17 protein-coding genes are annotated in these 16,578 nt (G+C 72.3%); 8 read left to right on the top strand and 9 right to left on the bottom strand.

Annotated features, from left to right (window positions below):
• Positions 1-87: 87 nt before the first annotated feature.
• Together ACFWY5_RS36265 and ACFWY5_RS36260 are read left to right on the top strand one after the other, a co-directional pair.
• Positions 88-672, top strand: a complete 585-nt coding sequence (locus ACFWY5_RS36265) for a hypothetical protein (RefSeq protein ID WP_379617385.1) — start codon at positions 88-90, stop codon at positions 670-672.
• Between the two features lie 41 nt (positions 673-713).
• Positions 714-1,445, top strand: a complete 732-nt coding sequence (locus ACFWY5_RS36260; RefSeq protein ID WP_379617387.1) for a DUF427 domain-containing protein — start codon at positions 714-716, stop codon at positions 1,443-1,445.
• Here ACFWY5_RS36260 and ACFWY5_RS36255 read toward each other — a convergent pair.
• Positions 1,442-2,338 (bottom strand): TIGR03620 family F420-dependent LLM class oxidoreductase, encoded by an 897-nt coding sequence (locus ACFWY5_RS36255; RefSeq protein ID WP_379637381.1) that lies wholly within the window; start codon positions 2,336-2,338, stop codon positions 1,442-1,444. The two genes, ACFWY5_RS36260 and ACFWY5_RS36255, sit on opposite strands and share 4 nt — an antisense overlap.
• Positions 2,339-2,428: 90 nt before the next feature.
• Here ACFWY5_RS36255 and ACFWY5_RS36250 point away from each other — a divergent pair, with 90 nt between their 5' ends.
• A complete protein-coding gene (locus tag ACFWY5_RS36250) occupies positions 2,429-3,013 on the top strand; it encodes a TetR/AcrR family transcriptional regulator (protein ID WP_379637379.1) in 585 nt (194 codons plus the stop codon).
• A 63-nt stretch (positions 3,014-3,076) separates the two neighbouring features.
• Here ACFWY5_RS36250 and ACFWY5_RS36245 read toward each other — a convergent pair whose 3' ends face one another.
• From ACFWY5_RS36245 to ACFWY5_RS36230, 4 genes are all read right to left on the bottom strand, one after another.
• Entirely contained in the window at positions 3,077-3,586 is a 510-nt protein-coding gene (locus ACFWY5_RS36245) for a hypothetical protein (protein ID WP_379637377.1), read from the bottom strand.
• A gap of 95 nt (positions 3,587-3,681) precedes the next feature.
• Positions 3,682-4,923: a YibE/F family protein gene (locus ACFWY5_RS36240; RefSeq protein WP_379637375.1), complete on the bottom strand. Its 1,242-nt coding sequence runs from the start codon at positions 4,921-4,923 to the stop codon at positions 3,682-3,684.
• 64 nt (positions 4,924-4,987) lie between these two features.
• Positions 4,988-5,965 (bottom strand): NAD(P)-dependent alcohol dehydrogenase, encoded by a 978-nt coding sequence (locus tag ACFWY5_RS36235; protein WP_379637373.1) that lies wholly within the window; start codon positions 5,963-5,965, stop codon positions 4,988-4,990.
• 47 nt (positions 5,966-6,012) lie between these two features.
• A complete protein-coding gene (locus tag ACFWY5_RS36230) occupies positions 6,013-6,483 on the bottom strand; it encodes an AAA family ATPase (protein ID WP_379617399.1) in 471 nt (156 codons plus the stop codon).
• A gap of 53 nt (positions 6,484-6,536) precedes the next feature.
• Here ACFWY5_RS36230 and ACFWY5_RS36225 point away from each other — a divergent pair, with 53 nt between their 5' ends.
• Positions 6,537-7,364 (top strand): MerR family transcriptional regulator, encoded by an 828-nt coding sequence (locus tag ACFWY5_RS36225; protein ID WP_379637371.1) that lies wholly within the window; start codon positions 6,537-6,539, stop codon positions 7,362-7,364.
• Positions 7,365-7,424: 60 nt separating this feature from the next.
• Here the strand turns inward: ACFWY5_RS36225 and pruA are convergent, their stop codons facing one another.
• Positions 7,425-9,050: an L-glutamate gamma-semialdehyde dehydrogenase gene (pruA, locus tag ACFWY5_RS36220; RefSeq protein ID WP_379637369.1), complete on the bottom strand. Its 1,626-nt coding sequence runs from the start codon at positions 9,048-9,050 to the stop codon at positions 7,425-7,427.
• Positions 9,051-9,968, bottom strand: coding sequence for a proline dehydrogenase family protein (locus tag ACFWY5_RS36215; protein ID WP_379617406.1), 918 nt, complete (start codon positions 9,966-9,968; stop codon positions 9,051-9,053). It lies immediately after the preceding gene.
• Between the two features lie 76 nt (positions 9,969-10,044).
• Here ACFWY5_RS36215 and ACFWY5_RS36210 point away from each other — a divergent pair, with 76 nt between their 5' ends.
• From ACFWY5_RS36210 to ACFWY5_RS36200, 3 genes are read left to right on the top strand one after another with little or no spacing between them, the layout of a single operon-like run.
• Positions 10,045-11,109: a PucR family transcriptional regulator gene (locus ACFWY5_RS36210; protein WP_379617408.1), complete on the top strand. Its 1,065-nt coding sequence runs from the start codon at positions 10,045-10,047 to the stop codon at positions 11,107-11,109.
• Between the two features lie 22 nt (positions 11,110-11,131).
• Complete coding sequence (locus ACFWY5_RS36205) at positions 11,132-12,154, top strand: FecCD family ABC transporter permease (RefSeq protein ID WP_379637367.1); 1,023 nt, start codon at positions 11,132-11,134, stop codon at positions 12,152-12,154.
• Entirely contained in the window at positions 12,151-13,200 is a 1,050-nt protein-coding gene (locus ACFWY5_RS36200; protein ID WP_379637365.1) for a FecCD family ABC transporter permease, read from the top strand. The genes ACFWY5_RS36205 and ACFWY5_RS36200 overlap by 4 nt, the downstream gene beginning before the upstream one ends.
• Before the next feature lie 2 nt (positions 13,201-13,202).
• Here ACFWY5_RS36200 and ACFWY5_RS36195 read toward each other — a convergent pair whose 3' ends face one another.
• Entirely contained in the window at positions 13,203-14,231 is a 1,029-nt protein-coding gene (locus ACFWY5_RS36195; protein ID WP_379637364.1) for an ABC transporter substrate-binding protein, read from the bottom strand.
• An 81-nt stretch (positions 14,232-14,312) separates the two neighbouring features.
• On the opposite strand from ACFWY5_RS36195, the gene entS reads away from it, so the two are divergent.
• Positions 14,313-15,566 (top strand): enterobactin transporter EntS, encoded by a 1,254-nt coding sequence (entS, locus tag ACFWY5_RS36190; RefSeq protein WP_379637363.1) that lies wholly within the window; start codon positions 14,313-14,315, stop codon positions 15,564-15,566.
• A gap of 5 nt (positions 15,567-15,571) precedes the next feature.
• Here the strand turns inward: entS and ACFWY5_RS36185 are convergent, their stop codons facing one another.
• On the bottom strand, positions 15,572-16,528 hold the full coding sequence (locus ACFWY5_RS36185; RefSeq protein ID WP_379637362.1) for an ankyrin repeat domain-containing protein: 957 nt from the start codon (positions 16,526-16,528) through the stop codon (positions 15,572-15,574).
• Positions 16,529-16,578: the final 50 nt, after the last annotated feature.

Below are 16,578 nucleotides of genomic sequence, written 5' to 3'. Positions count from 1 at the left end.
CGCACTCGGCATCGGTTTCCCCAAGTCTCCAGAAACCCCCCGGCCCCGCCCGAAGACCGATTCGGCCGTCATGTCATGATCACTGGCATGACGGCCGATCTCGTCGCCCGGAAGGTGACCGACCTGCTCGCGCCGCAGGTCCTGGTCATCGCGATGCCGCCGCTGGTGGGCCTGGTCTCCTCGGGCTGGGAGGGAGCCGCGTGGGGCGTGCTCGCCGCGGCCCTGTGCGGCGGCGTCCCGGCGGCGGTGATCGCCGCGGGCGTACGATCGGGCCGCCTGGACTCCCACCACATCGTCGATCGGGCCCGCCGTACCGGGCCGCTGCTCAGCGCCGTGGCGGCGGTGGCCGCCGCGCTGATCCTCCTCGTCGCCCTGGGCGCCCCGACCCTGCTGGTCGCGACCGTCACCGCGATGCTGGCGGCGCTGGCGGTGACGGTCCCGATCACGCTGCGCTGGAAGATCTCCTTCCATGCCGCGGTGTGCGCGGGCACCGTGGTCGTCATGGCCTACGTCCTGCCCGCCGTACCGACCGTGCTGATCGGGGGCGCGGTGGTGGCGCTGGTGTGCTGGGCGAGGGTACGCCTGACCCACCACACCCCCGCCCAGGTGGGCGCCGGCGCCGCCATCGGCCTGACCACCACCCTGGCCACCCTGACCGCGTTCGGTCTGTGATCGGCCGGAATAGCGGGGCGGTGCGTACGGTTGCCGCAGCTATGAAGAGCCGGTTGAGAGTCGAGCCGACGGCCAAGCGGGTACGCGCCTACCTCGGTGGGCAACTGGTCGCCGACACCACCAGGGCCCTGCTGGTCTGGGAGAGCCCGCACTACCCGACGTACTATCTGCCGCTCGACGACGTGGCCTCCGGGGCGCTCAAGGCGAGCGGGGCCACCAGCCGGTCGCCGAGCCGGGGCGAGGCGGTCGTGCACGCGGTGAGCGCCGGGGGCAAGGTCGCCGAGAACGCCGCCCTCACCTATCCGGACTCGCCCATCGAGGAACTGCGCGGGCACGTGCGCCTCGACTGGGACTCCATGGACGCCTGGTTCGAGGAGGACGAGGAGGTGTACGTGCACCCGCGCGACCCGTACACCCGCGTGGACATCCTGCCCAGTTCCCGCCGGATCAGGGTCGAGGTGGACGGCGTCACGGTGGCCGACTCCACCCACGCCATGATCCTGTTCGAGACCGGGCTGCCCGCCCGCTACTACCTGCCCAAGACCGACGTCCGCCTCGACCTGCTGGAACACACGGACTCGGCCACGAGCTGCCCGTACAAGGGCACGGCCGAGTACTGGACGGTCAACGGGAGCAAGGACCTGGCCTGGTCCTACCGGACTCCGCTGCCGGAGAGCGAACGGGTCGCCGGCCTGATCTCCTTCTACAACGAGAAGCTCGACATCTACGTGGACGAGGTGCTCCAGGACCGCCCCAAGACGCCGTTCTCCTAGGAGAGCGCCGCCAGTTCCCGCCACTCGGCACGCGGCATCTCGCCGGGACGGGCGGTGAGCACCTGCAGGCACACATGGTCCGCCCCGGCGTCGACGTGCTCGCGCACCCGCTTCTCGATCGCCGCCATGTCGCCGTAGGCCACGATCGCGTCCACCAGCCGGTCCCCCACCTGGCTGATCTCGTCCTCGCCGAACCCCAGCCGCCGCAGGCTGGCGATCTGGTGCGGGGCGGCGGCGGCGTAGAAGCCGACGTGCTCCCTGGCCACCTCGCGCGCCCGGCTCACGTTCGTGTCGAGCACCACGGCCTGCTCGACCGCCAGCAGCGCGTCCGGCCCCATGGCCTCCCGGGCGCGCGCGGTGTGCTCCACCGGCACGAAGTACGGGTGCGCGCCCAGCGTGCGCCCGGCCGCCACTGCCAGCATCTTCGGCCCGAGCGCCGCCAGCACCCTCCTCGGCGGGTACGGCGAGGCCGCCGACACCAGCGGGATCGCGTCCATGGCGTCCAGGTAGGCGCTCATGGAGGCCACCGCCCTGCCCTTGCTGGGGATGGAGTAGCCGTCCATCTTGATCGGCTCGTCGCTGATCCGGTGCCCGCCGAGGCCGAGCACGTACCGGCCCGGGTACGCCTCGTTGATCGCCCGCTCCGCGGCGGCCATCGAGATCGGGTCGCGCAGCGCGATGTTGGCGATCCCCGCGGCCACCGTCATCCGCCGCGTGGCCGACAGCAGCAGCCACGACTGGCTCACCGAGTCGCGCCCGAACGCCTCGCCGAACCACAGCGTCCCGTACCCCAGTTCCTCGATCTCGGCCGCCGCCTCGCGTACCTCCGACGCGGGGTGCCCGTCGAAGGCGAAGGTCCAGACGCCGATCCTGCCGAGGCCGTGGTCCGTCATGATGCTTCCCTCCCATCCGGAGAACCTCTCCGGATACTGCGGGACTATAATCGGAGAAGTTCTCCGCTTTCAACTCGCCCGGAGGTGCCCGTGACCTTGCGCGCCGACGCCCGCCGTAACCGCGACCTGCTGGTGGCGGCGGCCATCGCGGTGGTCGCCGAAGAGGGTCCCGACGCCTCCCTGAACGAGATCGCCCGGCGCGCCGGCGTCGGTCCCGGCACCCTCTACCGGCACTTCCCCACGCGGGACGCGCTGCTGGCGGCCGTGTTCAAGGGCCGCCTGTCGAGGCTGTGCGAGCAGTCGGAGGAACTGGCCGCGGCCAAGCCCCCGGGCGAGGCGCTCATCGCCTGGCTACGCCTGCTGACCCGCCACGCCATGACCGACAAGGGCCTGGGCGCGCGCATGATGCTCCCCACCACGGCCGCCGGCGTGGACTGCTGGGCCATGCTCCGCGCCGCCGCCGACCGCCTCCTGCTGCCCGCCCAGCGGGAGGGCTGCCTGCGTCCCGACGTCGACTTCACCGACCTGGTCGAACTGACGGCCGGCATCGCCCAGTCCGCCCCCGGCCCGGCCCGCGCCGACCGCCTCCTCACCCTGACCCTCGACGGCCTCCGCTCCGGCCACCCGAACGCGACCCGAGAACCTGACGCGCCCCCCGACCATGCGCGGAGCTGACCGGTGGGGGCGGCCCCCGTCGTCGTTGTGGTCGCCCAGGGAACTGGGTCTAGTTCTTGCCGATCACGAAAGAGTCTCGTGGCGGGTCCAGGCGACGATCTTCGCGGCCAGCACGGCGGCGTCCTCTGACTGGAAGACCAGCGGCATCATCGCCCGGCCCGCCGCCGCGTCCGCCATCGCGTCCGCTGTCCACTCCCGGTCCCATGAGCGTGCCCGCAGGCGGCGGTGCCGTACCTCGTCGGGGCAGTCCAGCAGGGCCCAGTGCAGCGGAGCGTCCCATCGCGCGCCGGGCGGGAGCTCGTCGGGGGACGGGATCGGGCACAGCAGGAGCACCGGGTGCCCCGACCGGCGGACCATGGTCACGATGCGCCCCCACATCCGGTCGTAGGCGGGCCACACCGGTGCGGCCCCGGGTTCGGCGATGGGCACGCCGATCAGCGCGCCGTCCTCCAGCAGTTCGTCCATGTCCATGACGACCAGGCCGTCCCCCGCTCGCAGCAGGTGGGGCAGCAGGGTGGTCTTGCCCGCGCCGGGCGCGCCCGCCAGCAGGAACAGGGGCGCGTGATCTTCCATCTGCCCGATCATAGGTCCGGTTCGCGCCGGCCAGACGCCGGTGAGGCGGAGATGCCGATGCAGAGGCCGCCGCGTCGATCGTGCGGGTGCGGCTCCTAAGGGTGGTGGGCGGCGTGCCGGGCGCGGCGTGGGGGCTGGGGCGGGGAGGGGTCGGCGGTACGGCGGGCCACCAGAGCGGCCAGCGCGGTGGTGATCGGGACGGCCGAGATCAGGCCCAGCGTGCCCACCACGCTGCGGACGATCTCCTGCGCGATCACCGGGTTCGTGAGGACCTGGCCCAGCGGCTCCCGTCCCACGCTGATCAGGAGAAGCAGCGGCAGCGACGCCCCGGCGTACGCCAGGATGATGGTGTTGATGACCGAGGCGATGTGGGCCCTGCCGACCCGGCCGCCGGCGCGGTACAGGCGGCGGAAGCCGTAGCCCGGGTTGGCTTGGGAGAGTTCGGCGACGGTCACGGCCTGGGTGACGGTGACGTCGTCCAGGACGCCCAGGGAGCCGATGATGATGCTGGCCAGCAGCAGGCCCTGGGTGTCGATGTCGTAGCTCATGGCGAGGTTGAAGGCGGCCTCGTCGGTGATGCCGGCCAGGTGGGCCAGGTCGAGGGAGACGTACGACAGGGCGCCGGTGATCACCAGGCTGGTCAGGGTGCCCAGCACGGCCATCGCGGTCGGCAGGGAGAAGCCGTGGGTCAGGAACAACACCGTCAGCATGATGGCCGCAGAGCCCACGATCGCCACCAGCAGCGGCGGCTTGCCGTCCAGGATGCCGGGCAGTACGAACAGCAGGAGCACCGCGAACGTCACCCCCAGCCCGAACAGCGCGCTCAGCCCCCGCCATCGGCCGAACGCCACGACGGCCAGCGCGAACGCGGCGCCGAACAACCACAGCGGCGTCGAACGGTCATGGTCGGACAGGCGGTACGGCGACACGTCGAGCGTGGGCTCGGGCGCGTAGACCACGATGACGTCGTCGCCGGCGTGGAAGATCTGGGCGCCGGGCCCGCTGGGCAGCTGGAGCTTGGTCTCCTTGCCGAGGCTGGGGCCGCTGGTGAGTTTGACCACAGCGTCGCCGCAGCTGGCGGGGTCGGGCGGGGGAAGCTTCTGACCGCCGTCGACCGGCGGTTCCTCCGGGCACGGGGTCAGGGTGATGGCCTGGACGGTGGCGGTGTAGCGGGCCAGGCCGCCGTCCGGCGAGGCGGGCGCCTCGGGAGGTGAGGGCCACAACCACACGAGCGCGGCGACGGTGGCGACCGCCAGCGGAACCAGCACGGCGAGCGCCGCCAGCACGGCTCTCTTCGACGGGGGTACGGCGGGGCCGTGGGAGTGGTTGGCGCCCATGGGCGGGTGTTTCTCCTCAGCGGGAAAGGGGGTTCCGCCAGGAAGGTTACCGGGGCTCCGCTGGTCAGGCGGTGCCGATGGTCACGACGATCTTGCCTCGCCCGTGCCCGCCCGCCACCTCCCCGACCGCCAGGGCCGCCTCCTCCAGCGGGTACGTGCGGCTGATCACCGGCCCGACCCGTCCGGCGGCGGCCAGCGAGGCCAGCTCACGCAGATCCTCGGCCCGGGTGACGGCGAACAGGGCATGGAGGGTCTGCCCGGTGACCAGGTTCAGCAGCGCCGCCCGCAACTGCCGCTGCAGCCCGCTCAGCCACCGCCCGCCACCCTCCCCGCCGACGATGACGAGGTGGCCACGCGGCGCCAGCACGCGACGCAGCCGCGACAGCGGCCGGTTGCCCGCCGTGTCCACGATGAGGTCGTAACGGAGCGAACCGGCGGTGACGTCCTGACGGGTGTAGTCGATGACGTGCGCGGCCCCCAGCGACCGCACCAGCCCGGCCTTGTCCGCCCCGCACACCCCGGTGACCTCCGCCCCGAGATCCTTGGCGAGCTGGACAGCGAAACTGCCGACCCCGCCCCCGGCTCCGATGACGAGCACCTTCTGCCCGGGTGTGACCCGTCCGCGCACCGCCTGCAGCGCCGTGACCCCGGAGGACGGGATGGCGGCCGCCTCCTCGAACCCCACCTCGCCGGGTTTCGCGGCGAGCTTGTCCTGCCGGGCGACGGCGTACTCGGCGAAGGCCGCGTCGCAGACGCCGAACACCGCGTCACCGGCCCGGAACCCGCTCACCCCCGCCCCCACCGCCTCGACGACGCCCGCGAGGTCACTGCCGCGCACCTTGTTCCTGGGCGCGCGCAGACCGAGCATCGGCCTGATGAGGTACGGCTCGCCCTTCATGAGATGGACGACCCCGGCGTCGACCCCGGCCGCCCTGACCCGCACCAGCACCTCCCCGTCGCCGGGCACCGGGCGGGGCCGCTCCGTCAGGCCCAGGACGCCGGCGTCGCCGTAGCGGTCCTGGGTGATTGCCTTCATCGTCATGCCGTCAAGGTAAAGCAAACTCGACATCATGTCTAGTTTTCTTTACTTCACCTCGCGAGGGCCTCCAGCCGCCCGACGACCTCGTCGAGCGGCGCCCGGGTGTCGATCTCCAGCGTGGCGCCCGTGCGGAGGAGCGGTTCGATCATGGCCAGGTTGTCCAGGATCTCCTGGCGTTCCCCGGGGCGCTTGCCGTACGGGTTGTCGGTGCGCGCGGCGACGCGGGCCAGAATGACATCGGCGGGCGCGCTCAACAGGACAATGTGCTCGAAGTCCGGATAAAAGGTGACCTGGTTGGAGGTGCAACCCGACACGAACAGGGCGCCCTCGCGATGCCCGGCCAGCAGCTCCGCCATGGCGTCCTCGCGCCACACCCAGTCGCGTTCGCCGTCCTCGCCGGTCACCCAGTGGTTCCACGGGCCGTAGTCGGTGTCGACCGTACGGTGGCCGCGCTCGCCCAGCAGTCGCAGGGCGGTGGACTTGCCGGTGCCGGACATGCCGGTGATCAGGACTTTCGTCATAGCGGCGAGGGTAACTTGAGTCTCCACCAAGGGGAGGCGCGAGGGTGAACGGCATGGACGGCTACACGATCGGCGACCTCGCGCGCCGTACCGGGCTGACGGTCAAGACCGTGCGGTTCTACTCCGACAAGGGGATCGTGCCGCCGTCAGGACGCAGCCACGCCGGCTACCGGCTCTACGACCTCGACGCCCTGGCCCGCCTGGACCTCGTGCGCACGCTGCGCGAACTCGGCCTCGACCTGGCCACGATCCGCAAGGTCGTGAACCGGGAGTTGTCGCTGCCCGAGGTCGCCGCCGCGCACGCCGAGGCGCTGGAGGTCCAGATGCGCACGCTGCGGCTGCGGCGCGCGGTGCTGAGAGCGGTCGCCAGGCGTGGATCCACCCCCGAGGAGACGGACATCATGCACAAACTTGCCAGACTTTCCGAGGACGAGCGCCGCCGGCTGATCGACGACTTCCTCGACGCGACGGTCACCGGCGTCCACGCCGGAGTCCGCCGCTCCCTCACCCCGGAACTCCCGGACGACCCCGACGTCGAGCAGGTCGAAGCCTGGGTAGAACTGGCCGAACTCACCCAGGACCCCGGCTTCCGCGCCGCCGTCCGCTTTCTGGCCGAACACCACGAAGCGGGCGCGTCCGTGCCCCGCCCCGGTCCGGTCGTGATCATCCGCTCCCAGGTACGGCAGGCCATGGCGGCCGGAGTCGACCCGACATCACCGCAGGCCAAGGCACTGGTGGAGACGGGCAACCCGCTCATGGAGGCCGCCGGCGACCCGCGCTGGACCCGCTACCTTCGCCTGCTCTCGATCGTCAACGGCTGGCTCCCGCCCGAGGACCCGGCCCCGCTGCACGAGTGGTACGAGAAGGCGTCAAGGGCCTAGAACGGCGTACGCCCCCGGAGCAGCACAGGAACCGGGGGCGTACGTCGATGGGCCGGCAGGTCAGCCCATGTGGGGATAGCGGTGGTCGACCGGCGGGACGAAGGTCTCCTTGATCGTGCGGGCGTTCACCCAGCGGATCAGGTTGAAGATCGAGCCGGCCTTGTCGTTGGTGCCCGAGGCGCGGGCGCCGCCGAAGGGCTGCTGCCCGACGACCGCGCCGGTGGGCTTGTCGTTGACGTAGAAGTTCCCGGCGGCGAAGCGGAGCTTCTCGCTGGCCGAGGCGACGGCGTAGCGGTCCTGGGCGATGATCGAGCCGGTCAGCGCGTACGGCGAGACGGACTCCATCTGGTCGAGGACGGTGTCGTACGCGGCGTCGTCGTAGACGTGGACGCCGAGGATCGGGCCGAAGTACTCCTTGACGAAGATCTCGTCGGCCGGGTCGTCCGACAGCAGGATGGTCGGCTTCACGAAATATCCGGTGGAGTCGTCGTAGGAGCCGGTCAGCAGCTCGATCCCGGCCGAGGAGCGGGCCCGGTCGATCGCCGCCTTGTGCTTGGCGAAGGCGCGCTCGTCGATGACGGCGCCCATGAACGTCGACAGGTCGGCGGCCACGTCGCCCACGGTCAGCGACTCGGCGGTGCCCACCAGGTCGTCCTTGATGCGGTTCCAGATCGAACGCGGGATGTAGGTGCGCGAGGCGGCCGAGCACTTCTGGCCCTGGTACTCGAACGCGCCGCGGATCAGCGCGGTGGTGAGCACGGCGGGGTCGGCGGAGGGGTGGGCCAGGACGAAGTCCTTGCCGCCGGTCTCGCCGACCAGGCGCGGGTAGCCGTGGTAGCCGGTGATGTTGGCGCCGACGGTCGCCCACAGGTGCTGGAAGGTCGCGGTGGAGCCGGTGAAGTGGATGCCGGCGAGCGCGGGGTGGGTCAGGGCGGCCTCGGAGACGGCGGCGCCGTTGCCGGTGACGAGGTTGATGACACCCGGTGGGAGACCGGCCTCCTCCAGCAGCTTCATCGTGAAGTGCGCGGCGAACTGCTGCGTCGGCGACGGCTTCCAGACGACGACATTGCCCATCAGAGCGGCCGAAGTCGGCAAATTTCCGGCGATGGCGGTGAAGTTGAACGGCGTGATCGCCAGAACGAAGCCCTCCAGCGGCCGGTACTCCATCCGGTTCCAGACACCGGGCGAGGAGACGGGCTGGTCGGCGTAGAGCTGCCGGGCGTAGGCCACGTTGAAGCGCAGGAAGTCGATCAGCTCACAGGCCGCGTCGATCTCCGCCTGCTGCGCCGACTTCGACTGCCCGAGCACGGTCGCGGCGTTGAGCGTCGCCCGCCACGGCCCGGCCAGCAGGTCGGCCGCCTTGAGGAAGACCGCCGCCCGCTCGTCGAACGACAGCGCCCGCCACGCGGGAGCGGCGCGCAGCGCCGCGTCCACCGCGTCCTTCACGTCCTGGGCCGTAGCGTCGTTGGTACGCCCCAGGACGGAGGCCTTGTTGTGCGGCTGCACCACGTCGATCGGCGCGCCGCCGCCCATGCGGGACTTCCCGTCGATGGTCATGGGCAGGTCGATGGAGCTGCCGGCCAGCTCCTTGATCCGGTTCTCCAGGGCGGTGCGCTCGGCGCTGCCGGGGGCGTAGCCGTACACCGGCTCGTTGGCCGGAGCGGGAACGTTGCTGATGGCGTCCATTTACTTGCCTCCAAGGGCACGAAGGAAGAAGGCGACGTTGGCGGGGCGTTCGGCGAGACGGCGCATGAAGTAGCCGTACCAGTCGTCGCCGTAGGGCACGTAGACGCGGACCGTGTGGCCCGCTCCGGCCAGGGCCTCCTGCCTGTCGGTCCTGATCCCGTAGAGCATCTGGTACTCGTAGTCCCCGATGGCGCGGCCGAAGCGGTCGGCCAGCAGCTCGGTGATGGAGATCAGGCGGTCGTCGTGCGTCGCCACCATGGGGTATCCCTTCCCCGCCATGAGGATCCGCAGGCATCGCACGTACGCCTTGTCCACCTCGGCCTTGCCCTGGTGGGCGACCGCGGCGGGCTCGTTGTAGGCGCCCTTGACCAGCCGTACCCGCGAGCCCTCGGTGGAGAGCTCGCGCAGGTCGTCCTCACTGCGGAACAGGTAGGCCTGGATCGCGACACCGGTCGACGGGTACTCCTCGCGCAGCTTGCGCAGGATGCCCAGCGTCGAGTCGACGGTGGTGTGGTCCTCCATGTCGAGCGTCACGGCCGAGCCGTTGGCGGCAGCGGCGGCGCAGATGTCGCGCACGTGCTCCAGGGCCAGGTCGTCGGAGAGCTCCTGACCGACGGCCGACAGCTTGACCGACACCTCCGCGCGCTCGCCGAGCTCCAGCGGGCGCAGTGTGTTCAGCAGTGTCACGTAGGCCTTGGCGGTGGCCGCGGCGGCGCCCGCGTCGTGGGTCTCCTCGCCGAGATGGTCGACGGTGACGGTCAGTCCGCCGTCGACCAGCCGCTCGATCGCCGCGCGCGCCTCGTGGGCGCTCTCGCCTGCGACGAAACGGTCGACCACCTTGCGGGTGAGCGGGAAGCCGGACACGGTGCGGCGTACGAGCCTGCTCCGTGACGTGGCGAGTAGCAGTTGACCGAGCATGCATCCAGCCTAAAACTCCTGTTCAGACCGCAGCCATCGACGTCCGTAACGCGGGATGTGGCAGGCTGTCATACAAATGCACAACACCGCCGATCTCCAGGAGACCGTCGACGAGATAGCCCGCGTTCTCGGGGCTTCCGCGACGCTGGAGGACCGTTCGTTCCGCCTGCTGGCCTACAACGCGCAGCACGGGGAGATCGACGCGGTCCGCCAGGAGTCGATCCTGCGCCGCCGCGCCACGGGCGAGGTGCGCGACTACTTCGAGCGCTTCGGCATCGCCAAGGCGCACGGCCCCGTCCGCATCCCCGCCGACCACGACCTGAAGGCGCGCATCTGCTGGCCGCTGCGCCATCGCGAGGTGACCTACGGCTACCTCTGGCTGCTCGACTCCGGCGCCCTTTCCGACGAGGTGCTCGCCCGCGCCGGCGGCCTGGTCGCGCGGGCCGCGAGCGCGCTGGCGCACGAGGCGCGCAGCCGCCAGGACGCCGGGCGCGGGCTGCGCGCCCTGCTCTCGGCCGACCCCGAGGAGCGCGCCACCGCCTCGACCGGCATGCCGGGCCCGGTGGCCGCGCTCGCCGTCAGGGAGTCGCCCGACCGCGTGGCCGCCCTCTGGACCCTGCCGCGCGGCGTGCTCGCCCTCGCGGGCTCGCCGGTGGCGCTGCTGTCCCCCGCGCACCTGGCCGCCGAGGTCGCGCACACCCTCCAGAGTGTGTACGGCACCGCCGCCGGCATCGGCGCCCCCCGGCAGGACCCGGCCGACGCCTGGCAGAGCTGGCGGGAGGCCCAGCAGGCGCTGCGCATCGCCGAGCACTTCACCCGCTTCGCCCCGGTCGCCCGCTGGGAGGACCTGGGCGTGCACCGGCTGCTGGCCCGCCTGAGCCGGGCGGACCTGCGGGAGCTGGCCGCGGAGGTGGCGGGGCTTGACGGGGAGCTGGCCCGCACGGTCGAGACGTACCTCGACCTGGGCGGGCACGCCCAGAAGGCGGCGGCGGAGCTGGGCGTGCACCGCCAGACGCTCTACTACCGGCTCGGCAAGGCCGAGCGCGCGCTCAACCGCGACCTGGACGACGGCGACGACCGCCTGGTCGTCCATCTCGGCCTCAAGGCAGCGCACCTGTCGGATCCCTCGCCATCGGGATAAGGCTTGGCTAACCTAAGGTGACGTGACGTCCCTCACCGTCAGGAAAGGCCGCACCGCCCACGCGCGCAACCTCACCCTCGCTCTGGCGGTGCTGGCGGCCGTCTGCGCGGCGAGCATCGCGCTGGGCTCGGCCGAGCTCTCCCCCTCCGCCCTCCTCGACGCGCTGCTGCGCCGCGAGGGCGCGGAGGGGGTGACCGCGATCTGGGAGTTGCGGGTGCCGCGCACGCTCGTGGGCCTGGGGGTGGGGGCGGCGCTCGGCCTGGCCGGCGCGATCATGCAGTCCCTGACCCGCAACCCGCTGGCCGACCCGGGCATCCTCGGCGTCAACGCGGGCGCGGCCACGGGCGTGGCACTCGCCTTCGCCGTCTTCGGGCTGACCGACCTGCGGGGTTCGGTGTGGTTCGCCTTCGCGGGCGCCGCGGGTGCCACCGTGCTGGTGTACACGCTGGGTTCGCGCGGGTACGGCGGCGCCACCCCGATCCGCCTGGCCCTGGTCGGCACCGCCGCCGACGCCGCGCTCCTGTCGATCGTCTGGGCGGTGCTGCTGCTCGACTCCGACACGCTGCACCGCTACCGGTTCTGGTCGGTGGGCTCGCTGGCCGCTGTCGACTCCGCCGCCCTGGGCCAGATCTGGATGTTCCTGGTGGCGGGGGCGGTGTTCGCGCTGGCGCTCGGGCCCGCGCTCAACGCGCTGGCGCTGGGCGAGGACGCGGCCCGCGCGCTCGGCGTCCACGTCGGGCGGGCGCGCCTGCTGGCGGTGGCCGCGGTGACGCTGCTGTGCGGGGCCGCGACCGCCGCGGTGGGCCCGATCTTCTTCCTGGGGCTGGCGGTGCCGCACATCGTGCGCGCGCTGATCGGTCCCGACCAGCGGTGGCTGCTGCCGTACTCGATGGTGATCGCGCCGTCGCTGCTGCTGGCCTGCGACGTCCTCGGCCGGATCATCGTACGGCCGGCCGAGCTGGAGGTCGGGATCATCACGGCGTTCGCCGGCGCCCCGGTGCTGATCGCACTGCTGCGCGGCAGGAGGCGGGTGGGCGAGCTGTGACCAGAACCCTGGCGGAACGCCCGGTCAAGCGGTTCAGGATGCGCGCGGGCGGCTGGTCGTATCGGCTGTCGTTGCGCGCGGTCGTGGTGACCTGCGCGCTGGTCGTGGTCACGCTCGCGGTCGGCGTGGTCAGCCTGGGCAGCGGCGACTATCCGCTCTCACCCGCGCAGGTCATCGCGGCGCTGACCGGCGACGGCGGCGCGGCCGGGCAGTTCGTGGTGATGCGGCTGCGGCTGCCCCGGCTGCTGGTGGCGCTCGGGGTCGGGGCGGCGCTGGCGGTGGGCGGGACCGTTCTGCAGACGCTGACCCGCAACGCGCTGGGCAGCCCGGACATCATCGGCCTGGACCGGGGCGCCGCGACGGGCGCGCTGCTCGGCATCCTGGTGCTCGGCGGCGGGTCGGCGGCGATCGCCGGTTCCGCGGTCGTGGGCGGGGCGCTCGCGCTGGTGGCGGTCTATCTGCTGGCCTTCCGCGGCGGGCTGCGCGGCGCCCGGTTCGTGCTGGTCGGGGTGTGCGTGGCGGCGATGCTCGGCGCGGTCAACGCCTACCTCATCACCCGGGCCGATCTCTGGTCGGCCAATCAGGCGGCCACCTGGCTGGTCGGCAGCGTCGCCGGGAGCCGCTGGGGCCACGTGGCGGCGATCTGGATCGCGTGCGGGGTGCTGCTGCCCGTGCTGGCCGCCATGTCCTCGCGGCTGCGGCTGCTGGAGATGGGCGACGAGGTCGCCGTCGGGCTGGGCGTGCGCGCCGAGCGGGCCCGGCTGGCGGCGCTGACCTGTGCGAGCGCGCTGACCTGCGTGGCCATCGCGACGGCCGGGCCGATCCTGTTCGTGGCGCTGACCGCGCCGCAGCTGGCCCGGCGGCTGACCGGGGTGGTGGGGCCGCCGATCTGGGCGAGCGCGGCGATGGGCGCGCTGCTGATGGTGGTCAGCGATCTGGCGGCTCAGCGGCTGTTCGGCCAGGCCCAGTTGCCGACCGGGGTGGTCACGGGCGCCATCGGCGGCGGCTACCTGCTGTGGATGCTGGGCCGCCGCCGTACCGCCTGAGGTCACAGGGGCTTGAACGCCGACAGCTGCTCGTTCAGCTTGTCCAGCCAGGCGGCCTGGCGCTGGTAGCTGTAGGGGGTCTCCACCACCCAGGGGATCACCTGGCCGGCCTTGACCGCCGGGATCTGGGCGAAGGTGGCCTTCTTCTTCATGTCCTCCAGCGTGAGCCACTGGCTGCGCGCGTCGTAGAGGACGACGTCGGCCTCGTACTTGGCCGCCTGCTCCCAGCTCAGCGTCTCGTACAGCGGGTCGTCGCCGGCGCCCTTCTCCATGGCGAGGCCGAGGGAGGCCAGGTAGGTGAGGTCGGTGTAGCCGCCGGCCCCGGCCCTGGCCACCCAGAACTGGTCGGGGCCGCCGGCGACCGCGAGGACCTTCAGCCCCTTCTCCGCGGTCTTGGTCACCTTCTGCGAGGCCTCGTCGAAGGCCTTCTTGCCCTGGGCGACGGCGGGCGCGGCGGGGTCGGCGCCCAGCGAGAGGGCGAGTTCCTCGAAGCGGCCCAGGACCTTCTTCAGGTCGGTGCCCTTGACGGTCTCGATCGCGACCAGCGGGGCCAGCGCCTCGATGTCGCCCATCTGCTTCTCCGGCACGTACCAGACCAGGTCGTTGAACTTGGTGGTCACCAGCAGCTCGGGCTGGAGCGAGGCGTACTTCTCCACGTTGAACTCGCCGTAGCCGGTGCCGATCGAGGTGGCCTTGGCCAGGTCGACGTCCCCGGCGAGCGGGTCCTTGGAGCCGTTCTTGAGCGTGGTGGAGCCGAACAGGCCGACCGACGGGACGCCGAAGTCCCACAGCGCCGCGGCCGCGCCCACGTAGGCGACGATCCGCTTGGGGGCGGCGGGCGCCTCCGCCTTCTTGCCCCGGTCGTCGGTGAACGACCACGGCCCCGCCGTACTCGCCGCCTTGGACGCCGCGCCGGCGGGAACGGCAGGCGGGCCGCCGCGGCCGTCGGTGCCGCACGCGGCGGCGAGGGCTCCGAGCGTGAGGAGGGAACCGCCGCGGAGGGCCTGACGACGAGTGATGCCGGATGCCATGAAACTACCCTTCTCAGAAGTTAGGTAAGGCTTCCCTTTTTTAGGGTAATCTAACGTCATCTTGACCGTCTGGGGAGACTCGTGCGCCTGGGACACGTGGTCATCGACATCACTCCGCTACGGACCGGCCGCGACTTCCGCTATGTCTTCGCCGCCCGGATGGTCTCCCTCCTCGGCATCGGTGTGACCGGTGTGGCGCTGGCCATGCAGGTGTACGCGATGACCGGTTCGTCACTCCACGTCAGCCTGATCAGCCTGTCGCTGGGCGGGCCGTTGCTCGCCGGCACGCTCGCCGGGGGCGTGCTCGCCGACCGGATGGACCGGCGGCTGCTCATCGTGGGCTCGCGAGCGGGGGCGGCGGCGGGGTTCGCGGTGCTCGCGGTCAACGCCTTCCTGCCCGAGCCGCGGCTCGGGGTGATCTACCTGAGCGCCGGGCTGATCGGGCTGGCCGACGGGCTCAGCGAGACCGCCCTCATGGCGGCCGTGCCCGCGCTCGTCGGCCGGGACAAGCTCGCCGCCGCCGAGGCGCTCACCTCCATCACCACGCAGGTCGGGACCATCGCCGGGCCGTCACTGGGCGGGCTGCTGGTCGCCGGGCCGGGGTTCGGCGCCTGCTACACGCTCACCTGCGCCACCACCGTCGTGACGACCGTGCTGCTGTGGATGCTGCGCCCGCTGCGGCCCGACGGGGGCGGCGGCGAGGCCCATCCGCTGCGCTCGATCGCCGAAGGCATCCGTTTCGCCCGGCGTGATCCGGTGATCGGCGGGGTGATCCTGCTCGATCTCAGCGGGACGCTGATGGCCACGCCGTACGCGCTGTTTCCCGCGTTCGTGGCGGCGCACTACGGCGGCGACGCGGCCACGGCCGGGCTGCTCTACAGCGCCCCCGCGGCGGGAGCGCTGCTCGCGGCGCTGGCCAGCGGCTGGATCGGCCGGGTACGCCGTCCGGGCCGGGTGCTGATCGGCGCGGTGGCGTTGTGGGGGCTGGCGGTGGCGGGTTTCGGCGCCAGCGCGTGGCTGCCGGTGAGCCTGCCGATGGCGCTGGCGTTCCTCGCGCTGTCCGGGGTCGGGCAGGTGGTCTCCGAGGTGCTGGCCGGGGCGCTCATCCAGTCACGCACGCCCGACCGGCTGCTCGGGCGGGTGTCGAGCCTGTGGCTGACCGAGGCGACCGTCGGCCCGGCCCTGGGCAACGTGGTCGCCGGCGGCCTGGCCCGCCTCGCGCCGCCGGGCGGCGCGGCGGTGATCGGCGGGCTGGCCTGCGTGGCCGGGGTGGTCACGCTGGCCGTGGCCATCCCCTCCCTGCGCCGCGCCCGCCCGCTGCCCGCCGCCGGCTGACGGCATCAGGACCAGTGGTCGCCGTCCGGCAGCTTCACCCACAGGTCGGGCGTGCCGGTGATCGAGCGCGAATCGGCCGGCAGCAGGCCCGCGCGGGAGCAGAGTTCGGCTTCCGCGTGATCCTGGAGCAGATACGCCCGCAGAATCTCCTCCGTCGACTTCGACTCGTCGGTGTATCCCCCGCCCGGGTGCGTGTCCCACTCGACGATGACACCGTCAGCGGCGGCGCTGCCCTGGGTGCCGCTCTTGGGGTTGGCGTACAGGCCGTAGCAGCGGGTGCCGGCCGACAGCGCCTTCTGGACGCCTGGCATGGCGGCCCCGTACCCCCACGGCTGGGCCACGACGCAGCCGCCGGGCACGTCGGTCACGCCAAGGACCTTCAGGATCTCATCCATGTCGTCGAAGGGATCTTCGTAGATGTCTTCGATCTCCTCGTCGGCGGCGGGCGTGGCCCCCAGCCTGCGGACGGCTTCCGCCGCGTCGATCCCGGCGACGCACGTGACGCTGTAACCGTCGTCGGTGATGTCGTCCAGGGCGGCGATCAGGCCGCGCGCCCTGGTGACGAAGGCGCTCTCCTCGTCGGTGAGACCCGGCTCGCCGTCCGGCCTGGGGAACAGGTCGGGGGTGGGCCCGGCCAGCGCGAGGCGGCCGGGCGGCCAGCCGTTCATCATCGGCCGCCACGGGTTCGCCCCGGCCTCGGCGAGGACACGGGCGTTGTCCGCGCGGCCGGCGAAGACCGCGGACCACAGCGCGGTCCTGCCGTCGACCTCGGCGTCCACGTCGGCGGAGCGGGCGGCCAGTTCGGCGACCACGCCGGTCGATCCCTCCTCGGCCGCGACCTGCAGAGCCGTCCGGCCATAGTCAGCGTCGGCGTCCGGGGACGCGCCCGCCGCTAACCTGGCGCGAACCGTGCCCAGGTCGCTCCAGGCGTCCCATCCCATGCCCGACCAGTCAGCGCTCATCAGCCATCCTTTCTCCGTTCAACGACCGGGACAGGATGGCAGACGGGTAC

The organism is Nonomuraea sp. NPDC059007 (genome assembly GCF_042740555.1).
In the GTDB taxonomy this organism is placed as follows: Bacteria; Actinomycetota; Actinomycetes; order Streptosporangiales; family Streptosporangiaceae; genus Nonomuraea.
The sequence above is the reverse complement of the archived record's forward strand: the minus strand, read 5'-3'. Positions and strand labels throughout refer to the sequence as shown.